This window comes from Marinobacter sp. UBA3607 (assembly GCF_002375525.1).
Classification (GTDB): domain Bacteria; phylum Pseudomonadota; class Gammaproteobacteria; order Pseudomonadales; family Oleiphilaceae; genus Marinobacter; species Marinobacter vinifirmus.
Map to the genome: position 1 here is coordinate 220,384 of NZ_DFLY01000010.1, position 15,046 is coordinate 235,429.

The window sequence follows — 15,046 nt, forward strand, 5'->3', positions numbered from 1 at the left end:
CCACCCGACCGTTTTGGCCGGGTGCAGCGCTACTGTTTCAAACAGGTTGGTGTCAGGGCTCGGCAATCATCGCCTGGAGCTTCTGGGTAAGCTCAACCGCCTCGCACCCCATGGGGGTAAGGTAGCCTCCGTCCATCTGGCTGATCAGACCTTTGGCAAACAGCGTTTCAGCTGCCTTGACGGTCTCCGGCGCAGCGGAATGGGCATGAACCTTGATACCTTCCTGAGTGGAGGTTGAAGGGAACTGCAGCAGAAGGTTCAGTTCAGCAAGGTGCTTTGGCGAGAACGGCATGGAATACTCCCGTGTTGTCATATTCCTAGCAGTGTAGCCTACTGTCTGCACAAGAGCATCGCCGAGTTACCGAAAGTCTCTTGTGAACCCATCAACATTCCGTATCATCACGGCACTAAAATCCTACAATTACCGGTACATTCCCACAGCCAATCCCGGTAAATTCGTTGGTAGGCTGTTTATCCCCAGGCGAGCAATGCGTAACTATTTCCTGAACACACCGGCACGAGCCCTCATCACTGGCCTGTTCCTGGCGATGGCGTTGGTCAGCAACGCCAAGGCCGACAGCATTCAGCGCATTGTCCATCCGGATGGCCGGGTGGAATACACCAACGTGAAGAGTAAAGCGCAGCCCCGGGCCTCTACCAAAAGCGAAACCGTCTATCGCTACACCGATGAACACGGCGTGGTGGCCTACAGCAGCCAGCGCCCGGGTAACGCCGAAGTAGAAGTTATCCGGTTCCATTGCTATGCCTGCGACCCCGGCTCCAAGGTGGACTGGCACAAGACCCCGCTGTTCCTGACACCCTACCGGGATGAAATCCTAACCGCCGCCCGGGAATACGATGTAGACCCGGCCCTGGTTCGGGCGGTCATCCATGCCGAGTCGGCATTTAATCCCAAAGCGGTTTCTCCCGTGGGCGCACAGGGGCTGATGCAGTTGATGCCGGGCACGGCCGATGAGCTGGGTGTGAACGACCCGTTTGCCATCCAGGACAACATTCGTGGCGGCGTCGATTACCTGGCCCAAATGCTCAAACGTTTCGGTGGCGATATCCGCCTGGCGACCGCCGCCTACAATGCCGGCCCGGGTGCTGTGGGCCGGTACAACGGCATTCCGCCCTATGCGGAAACCAAGGCCTATGTTGAGCGCGTTGGCATACTGCACCAGCGCTACGCCAAAAACTGATGGGCACCATTCTCAAAAGCCCGGAAATCAAGGGCGATATTGTCCATGTGGCTCGGGATAACTACGGCAACATCCTGGTGATTGACGACCGAAAACACCGAATCCTGAGCTTTGATTCGGTGTTCGAGCAAAGCAAGATTCTGCGCACGGCGCCCCAGGTTCCGGTACACGAATACAACCGCGCCATGCTCTTGCCCCTCGCCTTCACCACGCCAGGTAAAGTGACTGTTCTGGGGCTGGGTGGTGGCGCGCTGGCACATGGCCTGTTCACCCTGCTGCCGGAAGCGTCCATCGACGTTTACGAGTTGCGCCGCAAGGTGGCAGACATTGCCAGGGAATGGTTCTCCCTGCCCGAGTCTGACCGGCTTGATATCCACATTGCCGATGCCCGCGTGGCGGTGGATAACTTACCGGAAGCCGGTACCGATATGATCCTGACCGACCTGTACAGCGCAGACCGCATGAGCCCTGCCCAAAGCCAGCGCCAGTTCATCAAGGCCTGCAGTCGGGCGCTCTCGGCCCGGGGCTGGCTGGTGCTGAACTATCACCGTATGCCAGAACCGGATGGCAACCTGCTCCGGGAGCTCCGGCGCCAGTTTCCCCTGTTACTGGTCTTCAAAAGCAAAACCAACAACTGGGTGATTTACGGCCACAAGCAGGCCATTGACCCGCTGCCGGCAGACAAAGCCCGGCTGAATACCCTGGAAGAGCGCCTGCCGATTGGTTGGCGTAAGCTGGTCAACAAACTCAACCAACTCACCCCGCCCGCCGAATGAAGCTTGCCCGCATCGTCAGCAACCAGAACGGTATCAGCCGCCGCATGGCCAGTCAGTTACTGGCAGCCGGGAGGGTATGGGTGGATGGGGCGGTCTGCTGGGACGGCAACGAAGACATCTCCCGATTCCGGGAAGTGAAGATCGACAAGGATATTATCCAGCCGGCCGAACCGGCCTATTACCTGATGCTGCACAAACCCGCCGGCTATCTGAGCGCCACCCGAGACGACCAGCACCCTACCGTTATGGAGTTGATTGAGCCGGAGTTACGCCCGCACCTGCACATTGGTGGGCGCCTGGACCGGGCTAGCACCGGGCTGCTGATTCTGAGCAATGACGGCACCTGGTCTCGCCGGCTGACAGAACCTGCCATCAAGATTCCAAAGGTCTACCGGGTAACAACGGCTGAAGCCATCAGCCCGGAGACAGCCTTACGCTTTGCCGAAGGCATCTGGTTCGAGTACGAGCAATTGACAACGTCTCCCGCGCAGCTGGAACCGCTGAACGATCACGAGGCGAGGGTCACCATTTTTGAAGGGCGATATCACCAGGTAAAGCGGATGTTCCACGCAGTAGGCAATCGGGTAACGTCACTGCACCGGGAAAGCATGGGAAGCCTGGTACTGGACCCGGAGCTTCCTGTTGGCGGGTATCGCCACCTGAGCGGCAGCGAGATCCGCTCCGTCGGCTGACGGAGCGGATCAGACACATCAGGCGCGGCTGAGGAACTTGCGCTCTTCCACGTTCACCTTGATGCGGTCGCCGGTGGAGATGTGCTCCGGCACCTGAACAACCAGTCCTGTGGTCAGGTGTGCCGGCTTGGTACGCGCGGTGGCAGAACCACCCTTCACAGACGGGTCGGTTTCTTCGATGGTCAGTTCCACCGTGGGCGGCAAGTCAATGGCCACCGGCGTATCGCTGACCAGAATCGCCATCACACCCTGAGTATCTTCGGTGATAAACAGCAGCTCGTCTTCGATGGCGCTCTTGTTCAGCATGTACTGAGTGAAGTCTTCGTTATCCATGAACACGTACTCGTCGCCATCGGCGTAGGAAAACGTGACCGGACGACGCACCAGGTCTGCCAGGTTCAGCATGTCGGAGTCCTTGAAGGTCTCGTCCAGCTTCTGGTTGGTAACCACATCGTACATCCGCATGCGGTACAGGCTGCCGCCGGCACGGCCCTGGGGTACAGAGCGTTCAATGTCCTTAACGAAATACACCCGTCCTTCGTATTCAACGGCCTGGTTCTTTTTAATCTCGCTCGCTTTTGGCATAACACCTGATTCCGAAAAAGTTGATCTTGGTGGGCGCTGATATACCACGACTCGCGCCCGGAAGCGATAGTTGCTACCGCAGTAATCTTACCTGTTTGCCCGGGATAACTCCTCCCGGGTTTTCAATCGCCCTGCCCGACGGATTTCAGCGTTATCAAAGCGCCTTTGTTGCTCAGGGGTTTCCGGCATCGCCGCCGGCACATCCACCGGTTTCCCCTGCTCATCCAGCGCCACAAAAGTGAAAAACGCCGACAGGATATGGCGTGTTTCCCCGGTATAACTGTTTTCCGCCTCCACCTTGGCGCCGATTTCCATGGAAGACCCCCAGCTGCGATTCAGCGACAGGCTGAACAACAGGGTGTCGTTGCCCTTCGCCGGTGCCCGGAAGTGGATGGAGTCGACCGCTGCGGTTACACATACATGGGCGGAATGCCGCTCCGCCACTACAAGGGCCAGGCGGTCACACTTGGCCATGATCATGCCACCGAATACCGTGTTATAGGCATTCATATCGTTGGGGAATACTTTATACACATGCTTCTCGATGGCAGAAGCAGCAACAGGCTTGGCCGGTTTGTCAGTCATCTGGCTTATTTCCTTCTGGTTTACCCACAAAAACTGTGGATAACTTTGTTAGCAAGGTAAGGACACCTCGCGCCAGGCTACTATGCGCCTGGGTTTGCGGGCCATGCAGGTAATTTGATCAGGTATACTGCACTTTTTTCCGGCCGACGACAAAAGGACGTTTATCCACATGGCACTGGCGAGTACTCCCCGGCGCATTATCACCACACTCATCGCCATTGCCTGCCTGGCCGGAAGCTGGCACCTGATGAATCAGGGGCTAGAACAAATGACCGAAACCCGCCAGATGCAGAGACTGCCAGCCACCCCGCTCGCTGCACTGTCAGACGGGCCCTACCTGATTGAAGCCACGGTAACCGATGCCCTTGGCGCCCGCCCTGCGCCCCGGTGATACTGCCTATGTGGTTGGGCATTTCAACCGTGAGCACCGTGTTCTTAACCGCGGCGCCCGCAGTTTTGTCAGCATTGCAGCCAGCCTTGGCCTGTTTCTGTTCACCGCCACCTCATTGCTCGCCGCCGATGGCCGGTTCAGCCCGGACAACCTGCTGCTGTCCGCCCTGATGGTGCCACTGGTGCTGTGTCTTTACCTGGGCGTGCTGCATTACAACGACATGGTATTCCTGAAGAACCGGGTAAACCGGGCCAGGGCCAACATCGACACCATTTTGCAGCAACGCCATGACCTGTGGCCGATGCTGGAGAATACGGTAAAGGCCGCCATGGCCCATGAAAAACAACTGATGACCCACATTGCCTCACTACGGGCCGAGCCGCCCGCCAGCATGGAGTCCACCGCGAATGTGGAGCGAACGCTTGCCCGTGAACAGGCCGCAACGCAGGTGCTCAAAGCCAGGATTGAAGATTATCCGGAGATGAAAAATCACGAAGTGGTTGGGCGCTTTATGGCGATCATGGCGGATACCGAGAGCTACCTGGCACTGCTGCGCAACAGCTACACCGACAGCGCCATGATCTACAAAACCCGAATCCAGACCCTGCCGGATCTGCTGCTGGCCTGGCTGTTCCGGTTCCGCCCGGTCAGCCAGTTCAGCAAGGATGGAAGCTAACTATCAGCCCATCAGGTCAAAGTGAGCGAAGTCCTGCTCAATGCAGCGATCCAGCAGCGCCAGGTAATCGGCTTTCACTTTCAGCTTGGTCTGCTTGTGGGCCGTCATGTTCAGCTGTTTCATCTGGGTAGCCACGGCAAGCGCACGCTCCATCAGCTGTTCCGGGGCGACCGCCTCGTCCAGGAAGCCGGCCGCAATGGCGCCTTCCGGGTTAAAGATCTCGGCATTCACCACAGAACGGTAGAAGTACGGCGCAGGCATGCGATGGCGGGCGATCTCGATGCCGGCGTGGTGCATGGTCATGCCGATGGCCACTTCATTCAGGCCCAGCTTGAAACTGCCTTCCACCCCAACCCGGTAATCCACAGACAGCAGGATAAAAGCACCCTTGGCAATGGCATGGCCGCTGCAGGCCGCAATCACCGGCCGCGGGAAGGCAGACAAGCGGCGAGTCAGGGTTGAACCCACTTTCACCAGGGCCATGGCCTCTTTCGGGCCTTTCTGCATTTCTTTCAGGTCGTAGCCGCCGGAGAACATACCGGGCTGGCCGGTCAGGATCACAATGGCCTTGTCCTGCTCGGCCTGGTCAAGGGCGGCATTCAGCCCCTCAAAAACCTCGTGGCTCAGGGCATTGGCCTTGCCGTTGTTCAGGGTGATGGTGGCAATGCCATCATTCAGTTCGTAAGTTACGAGTTCTGTCACCTGGATATCCTCATGTACTGCGTTTTATTTAAGTGAGTGTTTGTTAACTTTATAGCTTACGGCTTCTGCGGTAAACCCACGCCAGGCCCAGCAAGGCCAATCCGAGCCCCATAAAGGCAGCAACCCGCCAGAGCCCCTGCAAGCCAGACATATCCACCAGGAAAATCTTGGCAATTACCACGCCCAGCAGCGCCATGCCAACCTTGTGCAACATCAGGCTATGGTTTCGGGCAGACCATAGAATGGCCGCTACAGCATACAACATGCCCACCACCGAATAGGTGTAGAGCTCGCCCTCGCCCATACCGAACTGGAGGGGCATGGCACTGCCCTGCCAAATCTGCCGGATTTCCAGTGCTGTAAATAACAGGAACGCCGCACCGGCCACCGCAAGCGCCCAGTGCCGGGGTACCAGCTCCCTATAACGGCTGATTACCAATGCCAGCAGCACCGGTGCGCCATAGGCCAGTAACAGCAGGTTGAAGACGGGCGTTGCACCAATCACCCCGCTGGTCCACCACGGATTGTGAACCACAACCGCCACCAGATAACTTAACCCGGCCATGGCCAGCAAAATCCACGCAAACAGCCGATACAGCCAGACCAGGGTCTCGCTGGCCCGGGCGCGAATCACATAGACCACACTCACAGAGCCCCAGAGCAGCGTATTGATAGCTGCCTCGGTCAGGCTGTAATCCCGAACAAAGATGTCACCGTCGTACAGCGCAAAACGCAGGGCCACCCCCATAAACAAAACAACCAGGTGCAACGACGCACCCTCCAGCCACGGGCGAATAGCACCGCTGCGCCCGGCCAGCCAGGTTGCCGCTACCGCAAAGCCGGCAGCACCGACGTAGGTCAGCAGCGTCCAGTGGCTGGCCGCCTGATAGTTGTCCAGCCAGGGATTAAAGGTCAGCCGAGCCACCACAACGGCCAGCACCAGTTTCAACAGCCAGTACAGCTCCGATGCCTGATATCGGCGGGCCAGCCACACCAGGCTGACAAACTGCGCTGCCAGCGCCAAGGTAAGCGAGGCTTCCTGCAGCCACATGACCACCGCCAGAGAGTAACTGGCGTGTGCTGCCAGCAGGGCCCAGGCCAACCCGGCACGCCACTCACTGCGCTGCTCCAGCCGCCAGGCCAGAGCGCCATAAACACCACCAGCGAACAAGGAAACCAGGGCCCAGGCGCCAGACGCTTCGCCTGCCGGCACCAATAACAACCAACCCAGCAGCAACCAGGTAACCGGAGCCATCATCACCAATGAGGCCCAGCGCCTGAGCGGCAACTGCTGGCGCCACTGCCAGAGCCCGGACATGAGGGTAGCGACAGCTGCCAGCATCAGGTAAGTAAGGAACATTCCGTGATGCTCTTCGGCCAGGGTAACCAGCAGAAACTCTCCCGAAGCCTTAGCCGCAAACCCGAGCCAACCCACAACGGTTGCCAGCACCGCCAGCCAGGGCAAGTACCAGAAAGCCCCGCGCCCGGAAGGCGAGAGAATTGCCACCGGCAATATAAACAACCAGGCCAGAAACAGCGGCTCTGTAGCCGGTTGCTGGTAAATGGACACAGCCCAGGCTGCCAGCAGGGCAATCAATGCTTCACGACGACGCTCTCCGGAAAGACTGACTTCACCGGGCCACATGGAAAACAGCACAAACAACGCCGAAAGGTAGCCCGCAGTCGCCAGCATTGCGGCCGAGCCCATACCCGCCAATAACCACCATCCCAGAGCGCCCAGCAGCGTGCCATACCAGAGCCAGTCACGGTGAACGCGCCGCATCAACAACATGGAGCTTAGGGTAATCAGAAAGCTGTAGCTCAGCACGAACAGGACGCTGCCGCCTTCGCCACCCACCAGCAAAGGCACCACATAGGCGCCAAACAGCCCCATCACGGCCAGTAACGGGCCGTGCACCAAGGCCAGCGCCATGGTCGCCAGAGAGACGACTGCCAGCAGTATCAACCCGGTAACGGGGCCGATAAGCTCATAATGGCGGACACCCGCCAGCAAGGCTGCATAAAGGGTAATACTGCCACCACCGGCCAGAGCTGCGAACACCTGGTCGGTGCCCGTATGGCGCCGGCGCAGATATTCCGCACCGGCATGCAGTGCCAGGCCACTCAACAGAGCCAGCGCAAATTGCTGAACCGGGCCAATCAGGCCTGCGCTGATGGAATGGCTGACCATGAAAATTCCGGCCAGGCTTACACTCAGGCCACCCAGCCAAACCATCCAGTTTGCTTTCAGGGCGTTGATCAGCCGGGTTTCAAGGGAAAGTTGCCGGGGTTGCGGCGGCGGTGTAGGAGTAGCCTGGGGAGGATTTTCTTCCGGAACAACCTGAGATTCTGCTTGTGCAGGATAAACGGGCGCAGCCGCAGGCGCCTGCTCGGGTGCCAGGTCTGCCGTTGCTTGCGCAAATTCTCCGAAAGCATTCCCGCTCTTGAGGGCGGCAAGCTCCTGCCGGAGAGTTGCGACTTCACGGCTCAGCGCTTCAACACGGGAGGCGTGCCGGTCACGCTGGCGAAACGCCAGAAAGCCCAGCAGCGAACCGACCGGCACCAGCAGGGCAGCGCCGGCCACAAGGATAATGAAAATGAATTCCAAACGACGATTCCTTGTCTCTTGAAAAAATCAGGGCTGAACCCGGCCCGACTCCGGCACCAGGCAATTCATCATGGTAATCGAAACATCCCGGAAAACTGCTTCTGATGTCACGTTGTCCGGAAAGTTATCGTAAATCGCCCTTCGACAGGTGGAGGTACGGGACTCCGCCCGCTCCACGCAGTCATCAAACCGGTCTCCGCTACCCCCGGTTGCCTGGGCGCAGACTTCCGGAATCTGTGTAACAGCCCAGTCCACCACGTCACTGCGCTTGGCCGGGCTGGCAGCCAGGTTGGTGTACCTGGCCGGGTCCTCAGGGGCTGGCTCGTCCTGCATCTGATCCCACAGCACATACAGCAACGCACCAGCCACCAGTACAACCGTTACGGCAGGAAACCTCATCCCGCCTGCCCTTGCAGCCACTGGCTGATCTGGGCCTCACTCATGGCACCGCAGTTGCCACCGGCGGCAAGTTTATCAACAGGCACCCGGTTTGCCTTATGGCAGTGGGGACACACCACAAGTTTGGTTTCGACGGACATACGCATTCCTCTTGTCAGCTAATGACCGGTGTTACTGGATGGGCTGGCAACCGCGCATCGCCAATGCAATATTCGCGCTTGCTTTGATTTCTTCGTAGTACTTGGACGCCTGGTTCACGCCCATATCGGCATAACTACCGGCGGCGGGGCTGATCACCCGCCCCAGGTCAGCCAGGGCACTGGCAGACTGCCGATCGCGCTCATAGGCATCAAAGGCCTGATAGATCTCAGCGCAGGTAACGCCGTCTCCATCGGTGGCCGCCGAGGTCATGTAACCGGAAGTCTGGCAGCCAGCCAGCAGGGCTGTGGCTGCAATCGCAAACATAAATGCAGGTTTCACGCTTGATTCTCTCCGAATATCTGAGTGGTGTAATGAATAATCACGGATGCCAGCCCAAAAGGTTCCTAACCTTCCTTTAGCTGTTGCATAAACCGTTCTATTTCCGATTCTATTTCGGCCAGGCGCTGCTGCCACTCGGCTTTGTAGGCGGCAAATTCCTCACCTAATTCACCCAGCTGCAACTGGGTCTTTGCGGCCACAACGGTGCTTTCGGCCAATGCCTGAAGGTCCGCCTCTTCCAGTTTTTGCTGCTGCGCTTCAAGCTGGGTAACGGCCTCATTCAGCGTGCGCCGGTCTTTCGAAGAGGCCGAAGGATTGGCTTTCAGCGCCTCTCGCAATGACTGGGACCAGGCTTCCATTTGTTGCCCCAGCTGCTCACCATACTCTTCTGCCAGGCCCGAGAATTCACTACTCATCTGTGCGGCTTGCTGCTGAAGCTCCTGCCCCATCAGCTGAAGTTCCTGTGCCAGCTCATCGGATTGCTGTGCCCAGCGGGCTTTAAGATCCTCGCCCAGCTTTTCCAGCTGGCCAACCAGGCTGCCCCACACCGGGCCATCTTCCAGGGCGTCGCCGGTGCGGTAGTAGTCCACCAGCCATTCATCCCCCTGGCGCACCAGGTAGGTGACCGTTTCAACCGCTTCATCACGCCCCTCCAGCCCGCTCAGGGTGGTGGTTACCCGGGCAACCTGCTCATCAATAACAACGCGGCCCCAGGCCACTTGCACGTTCTTCCAGTTCTGGCCAAAACTGTCGAACGCAGCCTCGTCGACCAGCGTGGAGTAGTCGCTGGCGTCACCGGCATCGCCTTCAACAACCGCCTGCCAGAAGGCTTCAGAAACTTCCTGCGGAGATTCCGGCCCGGAGCAGCCCGCCAACACGGCAACACTGGCCGCCAGCAATGTCATCAGAAATGTCTTCAACATGGTAAAACGTCTCTTGCTTCAGGTTATGCCCGTTATCCTACACCAATCGGAGCCGTGGCAACCGTCACGGGGAGCCTGGAAACCGGCGTGATGTGATAGGGTAAGCGTAACGAAATCAGGAACCTCTTGTGCATGCGCATTCGAATTACCCACCAGAGAATCACCATTGCCCTGCAACTGATACTCCTGGCCGAGGCGGTGTTTGCTGTAATCGGCCAGCGCTGGTTCACTGCCTTCCTGACCAGCATGATCATTGCCATTACCTTTTTCCCGGTTTTGTTTGAGCGGCGTTTCCGCATTCACATTCCACCGGGACTGCAGCTGGCGGCCATCGGCTTTGTGTTCGCGTCCCTGTTTCTGGGCGAAATTCGCGACTACTACACCCGCTTCTGGTGGTGGGACATGGCCCTGCACACCACTTCGGGCTTCCTGCTTGGCATCCTCGGTTTTTTGCTGGTGCATATCATGAACGAAACCGAGAAGCTCCAGATGCACCTGAAGCCGGGCTTTGTTGCCCTCTTTGCCTTCATGTTTGCCCTGGGCATTGGGGCCCTGTGGGAGGTCTTCGAATTCACCATGGATTCATTATTCGGAATGAACATGCAAAAACCCATGCTGGGGGATCCATCCGGGCTGACCGATACCATGTGGGACCTGATTGTTGATGCCATTGGTGCCCTGATCATTTCCATTCTGGGCTGGCGTTACCTGAAGAATCCGGACGAGGCCTCGTTCCTGGAGCGGTGGATTGATGCCTTTATCGAACGTAACCCCCGCTTTTTCCGACGCTGAGGAAGCCCATGCTGAAAATCTCCAACGCCGTTGAACTGGCAGACTGGGAAATCGAGATCACCCAGATACGCGCCCAGGGCGCGGGCGGGCAGAACGTCAACAAGGTTGCCTCTGCCGTTCACCTCCGGTTCGATATCCAGAACTCCAGCCTGCCGCCGTTCTACAAGGAACGGTTGATGGCGTTGTCTGACCAGCGGATCAGCAAAGACGGCATCATCGTGATCAAAGCGCAGTCCTTCCGCACCCTGGAGCTAAACAAGGACGATGCCCTTCAGCGCCTGAAAGAGTTGATCCAGGAGGCGGTAAAGCAACAGAAAGCCCGCCGCCCCACCAAGCCAACCAAGGGCTCCCAACGTCGGCGTGTGGACAACAAAACCAAAAAAGGTAAAACCAAGGCGCTCAGGGGAAAAGTGCAGCTTTGATATCCCCGGCGCCTGAGTGATCAATTTATCCACAGCAGAGCAGCGAAAAAAGATGGCACTGCCCTACTACCTCGGTTGTCCCCAGTGGCAAGATCCGAACTGGAACAACCAACTACCACCCGGCGGCACCCCCCTGGCGCGCTATGCGCAGGTTTTCAACACGGTTGAAGGCAACACCACCTTCTACGCCAGCCCCAGCCGGGACCAGTGCCTGCAGTGGCGGCAGCAGGTACCGGACAGCTTCCGCTTCCTGTTCAAACTGCCCCGAGCCATCACCCACGAACGCTTTCTCACCGGCGTGGGCGATGAGCTGGATACTTTTCTATCGCTGATTGAGCCGCTAAACGACGTGCTGGGCCCCATGTTGCTGCAGCTACCCGCCGGCTTTGGCCCTCAGCGGCTAGACCAGCTCTGGCATTTCCTGGATACCGCACCCGAGTTTCTTCACTGGACTGTAGAAGTCCGCCACCCGGCATTTTTCGCCAAGGGTGAAGAGGAACGGACATTGAACCAGGGTTTGCGGGCCCGAAAGCTGGCAAGGGTGGTTCTTGATAGCCGGGCGTTGTTCTCGGCAACGCCCGACTGTGAATCAACCATCGATGCCCAGCGCAAGAAGCCCCGCGTTCCGGTGCACATCCTGCCCAGCGACGCGGCGCCGGTGATTCGCTACATTGGCCACCCCGACCTGGAAACCAACCGAACCTTTCTTGCGCCCTGGGTAGATCGCGTGGCTGCCTGGATTGAGGCTGGCATTCAGCCCTATGTATTCATGCACATGCCCGACAACGGCCATGCGGTGGAGCTGGCTGCGTTGTGGACCGAATTGCTGCGGGAGAAGATTCCAGAACTGGAAGCACTGCCGGTAGAGCTGACTACGCCGCAGATCGGGTTGTTCTAGAATTCAACCCTGCACCAATTTGGATAGGGCTCGGTGATCCCGCACCAATTCCATGCATAAACCGCAGTCCCGGGGCTCCGCAACCCAAGAAATTGTGCAATATGCACAATGAGTACCCGGAGCCTGCAGGCTTTTACCTGCCCGAATCCAGAAATGGCATGAAGGTTGCGAACGCTTGTCGTGATGACTAACGATACGGAGAAATCACCATGACTACTCAGGCGACCCCGCAAGAGCAGGACTACCCCCTAAGCCCGGTGCCCATGGATCAACGCAAAAGCGTCTGGTCCATGGGGCTGGTACTGCTGGGCTTCACCTTTTTCACCGCTACCATGTGGGCCGGCGGCACCGTTGGTGTGGCCTTTGATTTTTCCACCATGCTGATGGTACTCGCAGCAGGTAACCTGCTACTGGGAATCTATGCCGCTGTACTGGGCTACATTGCAGCCAGGAGTGGTCTCAACACCGCCCTTATGAGCCGCTTCACCTTTGGAGAAATGGGCAGCAAGCTGTCGGATATCATCCTTGGCTTCACCCAGATTGGCTGGTACGCCTGGGGCACCGCCACCATGGCCATACTGTTAGTGAAACTGACCGGCATGCCGGAGAGCCTGACCACCCCGCTGATGGTCCTGTTCGGGTTCGGTTTCTGCGTCACGGCCTTTATCGGCTATCGCGGCCTTGAGTGGCTGTCCCGGGTGGCCGTGCCCGCCATGATTATTCTGGTAGCCGTCAGCATGACCATGGCCACCTCGGATGCCGGCGGGCTGGCCGGTTTACTGGCGATCACTCCATCCAGTGAGATGACGGTTGCGGCGGCTATTACCCTGGTGTTCGGCACCTTTGTCAGTGGCGGTACACAGGCCACCAACTGGACCCGCTTCGCCAAATCCGGAAAGACTGCCGTCATCGCCACGCTACTGGCGTTTTTCCTGGGCAACGGCCTGATGACCCTGATCGGCGCCTTCGGTGCCCTGGTTTATCAACAGGCCGACATTGTCGATATCATGGTCGCGCAGGGGCTGGCAACACTGGGCATTCTGATGCTGTTCCTGAACCTCTGGACCACCCAGGACAACACCGTCTATAACTTTGCTGTCGCAGGCTGCAACCTGGTCCGTACCCGCCGCCGCAAACTGGTCACCATTGTCGGGGCCGGCATCGGCACCGTCCTGGCGGTCATGGGCATGTACCAGTGGCTGATTCCATTTCTTGTCCTGCTGGGCACCTTTATCCCGCCCATCGGCGGCGTGATCATGGCCAGCTACTTTGTCGGCTATAAACGCCAGTACCCGAACCTGGCCACAACAACACTGCCCGCGTTCAACACACCCGGCCTTGCCGCTTACGCGATTGGCTCCGCAGCAGCCTACACCTCGCCCTGGATTGCGCCGATTGTCGGTGTGTTGGTGGCCGCATTCAGCTACAGCGTGGTGCTAGTGGTTTCCCAGGCGGTGCTGGAACGCCGGGCCATGGTGATGGGAACCGCATAAATGGCCCAACAGTGCATCGATGTACCCAAACTCCCGGGGCTGAGCACACAAACCGATGGCCTGGCCAGTGACGCCGACAGCTCAGACAATTTCAAATCACTGCTCATGGCCCACCTGCTGTTTAACCCTGAACCGCCGGTGCGCCAACACCAGGAGACAAAATGACCGAACAACTGAACGCAATCATAAACGCCCGCCTGCCGCGCAAGGATGGACTGTACAAACTCACCATTGCCGGCGGGCGTTTCACCAACATTCTCCCGATGCCAGGGCCCGCCGCCGCTGGGGACAACGAACTGGATGCCGCCGGCAACCTGGTTACGCCGGCCTTTGTCGAACCCCACATCCACCTGGATGCTGCCATGACCGCCGGTGAACCCCGCTGGAACCAGAGCGGCACTCTGTTTGAAGGCATTGAGTGCTGGGCCGAGCGCAAAGCCATGCTGTCCCATGAAGATGTGATCAAACGGGCCACCGAAACCCTTAAGCTGTTTGCCACCCACGGTATCCAGTACGTGCGCACCCATGTGGATGTAACCGACCCAAGCCTGACGGCCCTCAAGGCCATGCTGGAAGTGCGAGAACAGACCGCCGGATTGGTCGACCTACAGATCGTGGCTTTTCCACAGGAAGGCATCCTGTCCTTCAAGAATGGCCGAGAGCTGATGGAAGAGGCGGTGCGCCTGGGTGCCGATGTGGTAGGCGGCATCCCCCACTTCGAGTTCACCCGGGATTACGGCGCCGAGTCTGTGCGCTGGCTGATGGAGCTGGCCCACAAGAACGACCGGCTGGTGGATGTCCATTGCGATGAAATTGACGACCCGGAATCCCGGTTCCTGGAAGTGCTTGCCGCTGAAGCCCTACGCCTGGATTATGGATCCCGGGTAACCGCCAGCCACACCTGTGCCATGGGCTCTTACAACGATGCCTACTGCAGCCGGCTGTTCCGCTTGCTGAAAAAATCCGGCCTTCGGTTCCTATCCATGCCCACCGAAAGCCTGCACCTGCAAGGCCGTTTCGATGGCTACCCTAAGCGCCGCGGCCTGACCCGCGTACCGGAACTACTGGACGCCGGCCTGAAAGTCGCCTTCGGCCAGGACTCCATTCGCGACCCCTGGTATCCCATCGGCAATGGCAACATGCTGCGCACCCTGGACGTCGGCCTGCACGCCTGCCATATGTTGGGCATGAGCCAGATCGAAAAATCGCTGGAGCTCATCACCGATAACGGCGCCGCCGCGCTGGACCTTCAGGACTACGGCATTGAAGAAGGACTACCGGCCCGGTGTATCGTGCAGCAGGGACAAACCCCCTATGAAGTTTTGATGGGACAGCAACCCGTGCTGGCGTCTGTCCGGGACGGGAAATTGCTGATCAAGAGGGATATGATGAAATATGAAACTGACTTGAGCCTTTGAAGGC

19 protein-coding genes are annotated in these 15,046 nt (G+C 58.5%); 10 read left to right on the forward strand and 9 right to left on the reverse strand.

What is annotated here, in order from left to right; all coding sequences use genetic code 11:
- Positions 1-52 precede the first annotated feature (52 nt).
- Positions 53-292 carry a TIGR02647 family protein gene (locus B2589_RS03535; RefSeq protein ID WP_022987942.1) on the reverse strand — a complete coding sequence of 80 codons (240 nt, stop codon included), beginning with the start codon at positions 290-292 and terminating at the stop codon, positions 53-55.
- Between the two features lie 196 nt (positions 293-488).
- On the opposite strand from B2589_RS03535, the gene B2589_RS03540 reads away from it, so the two are divergent.
- Genes B2589_RS03540 through B2589_RS03550 form a run of 3 tightly spaced genes read left to right on the forward strand, consistent with a single transcriptional unit; the run spans position 489 to position 2,670 of the window.
- Positions 489-1,202: a lytic transglycosylase domain-containing protein gene (locus B2589_RS03540; protein ID WP_414673922.1), complete on the forward strand. Its 714-nt coding sequence runs from the start codon at positions 489-491 to the stop codon at positions 1,200-1,202.
- Complete coding sequence (locus B2589_RS03545) at positions 1,202-1,978, forward strand: spermidine synthase (protein ID WP_286815630.1); 777 nt, start codon at positions 1,202-1,204, stop codon at positions 1,976-1,978. The genes B2589_RS03540 and B2589_RS03545 overlap by 1 nt, the downstream gene beginning before the upstream one ends.
- A complete protein-coding gene (locus tag B2589_RS03550; protein WP_286815631.1) occupies positions 1,975-2,670 on the forward strand; it encodes a pseudouridine synthase in 696 nt (231 codons plus the stop codon). Before B2589_RS03545 ends, B2589_RS03550 begins: the two co-directional genes overlap by 4 nt.
- An 18-nt stretch (positions 2,671-2,688) precedes the next feature.
- Here the strand turns inward: B2589_RS03550 and yeiP are convergent, their stop codons facing one another.
- Together yeiP and B2589_RS03560 are read right to left on the reverse strand one after the other, a co-directional pair.
- The gene (gene yeiP, locus B2589_RS03555) at positions 2,689-3,255 is read right to left on the reverse strand and encodes an elongation factor P-like protein YeiP (protein ID WP_058341429.1); all 567 of its coding nucleotides are present in this window, start codon (positions 3,253-3,255) and stop codon (positions 2,689-2,691) included.
- Positions 3,256-3,342: 87 nt separating this feature from the next.
- The gene (locus B2589_RS03560) at positions 3,343-3,840 is read right to left on the reverse strand and encodes an acyl-CoA thioesterase (protein WP_199457969.1); all 498 of its coding nucleotides are present in this window, start codon (positions 3,838-3,840) and stop codon (positions 3,343-3,345) included.
- A gap of 169 nt (positions 3,841-4,009) precedes the next feature.
- On the opposite strand from B2589_RS03560, the gene B2589_RS03565 reads away from it, so the two are divergent.
- The gene (locus tag B2589_RS03565) at positions 4,010-4,231 is read left to right on the forward strand and encodes a hypothetical protein (protein WP_286815632.1); all 222 of its coding nucleotides are present in this window, start codon (positions 4,010-4,012) and stop codon (positions 4,229-4,231) included.
- Positions 4,200-4,907 carry a LemA family protein gene (locus tag B2589_RS03570; protein ID WP_286815633.1) on the forward strand — a complete coding sequence of 236 codons (708 nt, stop codon included), beginning with the start codon at positions 4,200-4,202 and terminating at the stop codon, positions 4,905-4,907. The genes B2589_RS03565 and B2589_RS03570 overlap by 32 nt, the downstream gene beginning before the upstream one ends.
- A gap of 3 nt (positions 4,908-4,910) precedes the next feature.
- Here B2589_RS03570 and B2589_RS03575 read toward each other — a convergent pair whose 3' ends face one another.
- From B2589_RS03575 to B2589_RS03600, 6 genes are all read right to left on the reverse strand, one after another.
- A complete protein-coding gene (locus tag B2589_RS03575; RefSeq protein ID WP_286815634.1) occupies positions 4,911-5,609 on the reverse strand; it encodes a crotonase/enoyl-CoA hydratase family protein in 699 nt (232 codons plus the stop codon).
- 49 nt (positions 5,610-5,658) lie between these two features.
- Positions 5,659-8,217, reverse strand: coding sequence for a DUF2339 domain-containing protein (locus B2589_RS03580; protein ID WP_232901654.1), 2,559 nt, complete (start codon positions 8,215-8,217; stop codon positions 5,659-5,661).
- Between the two features lie 27 nt (positions 8,218-8,244).
- Positions 8,245-8,616 carry a hypothetical protein gene (locus B2589_RS03585; protein ID WP_232901655.1) on the reverse strand — a complete coding sequence of 124 codons (372 nt, stop codon included), beginning with the start codon at positions 8,614-8,616 and terminating at the stop codon, positions 8,245-8,247.
- Positions 8,613-8,756 carry a hypothetical protein gene (locus B2589_RS03590; protein ID WP_022987932.1) on the reverse strand — a complete coding sequence of 48 codons (144 nt, stop codon included), beginning with the start codon at positions 8,754-8,756 and terminating at the stop codon, positions 8,613-8,615. The genes B2589_RS03585 and B2589_RS03590 overlap by 4 nt, the downstream gene beginning before the upstream one ends.
- 31 nt (positions 8,757-8,787) lie before the next feature.
- Positions 8,788-9,096, reverse strand: coding sequence for a hypothetical protein (locus B2589_RS03595; RefSeq protein ID WP_232901656.1), 309 nt, complete (start codon positions 9,094-9,096; stop codon positions 8,788-8,790).
- A gap of 65 nt (positions 9,097-9,161) precedes the next feature.
- Positions 9,162-10,019, reverse strand: a complete 858-nt coding sequence (locus B2589_RS03600; RefSeq protein ID WP_286815635.1) for a hypothetical protein — start codon at positions 10,017-10,019, stop codon at positions 9,162-9,164.
- A gap of 132 nt (positions 10,020-10,151) precedes the next feature.
- On the opposite strand from B2589_RS03600, the gene B2589_RS03605 reads away from it, so the two are divergent.
- The 5 genes from B2589_RS03605 (at position 10,152) to codA (ending at position 15,042) form a co-directional block, all read left to right on the forward strand.
- Positions 10,152-10,811: a hypothetical protein gene (locus B2589_RS03605; RefSeq protein WP_286815636.1), complete on the forward strand. Its 660-nt coding sequence runs from the start codon at positions 10,152-10,154 to the stop codon at positions 10,809-10,811.
- 8 nt (positions 10,812-10,819) lie between these two features.
- Positions 10,820-11,233 carry an alternative ribosome rescue aminoacyl-tRNA hydrolase ArfB gene (gene arfB / locus B2589_RS03610; protein ID WP_286815637.1) on the forward strand — a complete coding sequence of 138 codons (414 nt, stop codon included), beginning with the start codon at positions 10,820-10,822 and terminating at the stop codon, positions 11,231-11,233.
- 52 nt (positions 11,234-11,285) lie between these two features.
- Entirely contained in the window at positions 11,286-12,131 is an 846-nt protein-coding gene (locus B2589_RS03615) for a DUF72 domain-containing protein (protein ID WP_286815668.1), read from the forward strand.
- Positions 12,132-12,340: 209 nt separating this feature from the next.
- Positions 12,341-13,624, forward strand: a complete 1,284-nt coding sequence (gene codB, locus B2589_RS03620) for a cytosine permease (protein WP_094623803.1) — start codon at positions 12,341-12,343, stop codon at positions 13,622-13,624.
- A 161-nt stretch (positions 13,625-13,785) separates the two neighbouring features.
- Positions 13,786-15,042: a cytosine deaminase gene (gene codA, locus B2589_RS03625; protein WP_022987925.1), complete on the forward strand. Its 1,257-nt coding sequence runs from the start codon at positions 13,786-13,788 to the stop codon at positions 15,040-15,042.
- The last annotated feature ends 4 nt before the right edge of the window (positions 15,043-15,046 follow it).

Coding starts and splice junctions, on each gene's coding strand:
- B2589_RS03545 (WP_286815630.1), top strand. CDS start 1,202: ATGGGCACCATTCTCAAAAGCCCGGAAATCAAGGGCGATATTGTCCAT.
- B2589_RS03570 (WP_286815633.1), top strand. CDS start 4,200: ATGCCCTTGGCGCCCGCCCTGCGCCCCGGTGATACTGCCTATGTGGTT.
- arfB (WP_286815637.1), top strand. CDS start 10,820: ATGCTGAAAATCTCCAACGCCGTTGAACTGGCAGACTGGGAAATCGAG.
- codB (WP_094623803.1), top strand. CDS start 12,341: ATGACTACTCAGGCGACCCCGCAAGAGCAGGACTACCCCCTAAGCCCG.
- codA (WP_022987925.1), top strand. CDS start 13,786: ATGACCGAACAACTGAACGCAATCATAAACGCCCGCCTGCCGCGCAAG.
- B2589_RS03565 (WP_286815632.1), top strand. CDS start 4,010: ATGGCACTGGCGAGTACTCCCCGGCGCATTATCACCACACTCATCGCC.
- B2589_RS03540 (WP_414673922.1), top strand. CDS start 489: ATGCGTAACTATTTCCTGAACACACCGGCACGAGCCCTCATCACTGGC.
- B2589_RS03605 (WP_286815636.1), top strand. CDS start 10,152: ATGCGCATTCGAATTACCCACCAGAGAATCACCATTGCCCTGCAACTG.
- B2589_RS03615 (WP_286815668.1), top strand. CDS start 11,286: ATGGCACTGCCCTACTACCTCGGTTGTCCCCAGTGGCAAGATCCGAAC.
- B2589_RS03600 (WP_286815635.1), bottom strand. CDS start 10,019: ATGTTGAAGACATTTCTGATGACATTGCTGGCGGCCAGTGTTGCCGTG.
- B2589_RS03590 (WP_022987932.1), bottom strand. CDS start 8,756: ATGTCCGTCGAAACCAAACTTGTGGTGTGTCCCCACTGCCATAAGGCA.
- B2589_RS03585 (WP_232901655.1), bottom strand. CDS start 8,616: ATGAGGTTTCCTGCCGTAACGGTTGTACTGGTGGCTGGTGCGTTGCTG.
- yeiP (WP_058341429.1), bottom strand. CDS start 3,255: ATGCCAAAAGCGAGCGAGATTAAAAAGAACCAGGCCGTTGAATACGAA.
- B2589_RS03535 (WP_022987942.1), bottom strand. CDS start 292: ATGCCGTTCTCGCCAAAGCACCTTGCTGAACTGAACCTTCTGCTGCAG.
- B2589_RS03550 (WP_286815631.1), top strand. CDS start 1,975: ATGAAGCTTGCCCGCATCGTCAGCAACCAGAACGGTATCAGCCGCCGC.
- B2589_RS03560 (WP_199457969.1), bottom strand. CDS start 3,840: ATGACTGACAAACCGGCCAAGCCTGTTGCTGCTTCTGCCATCGAGAAG.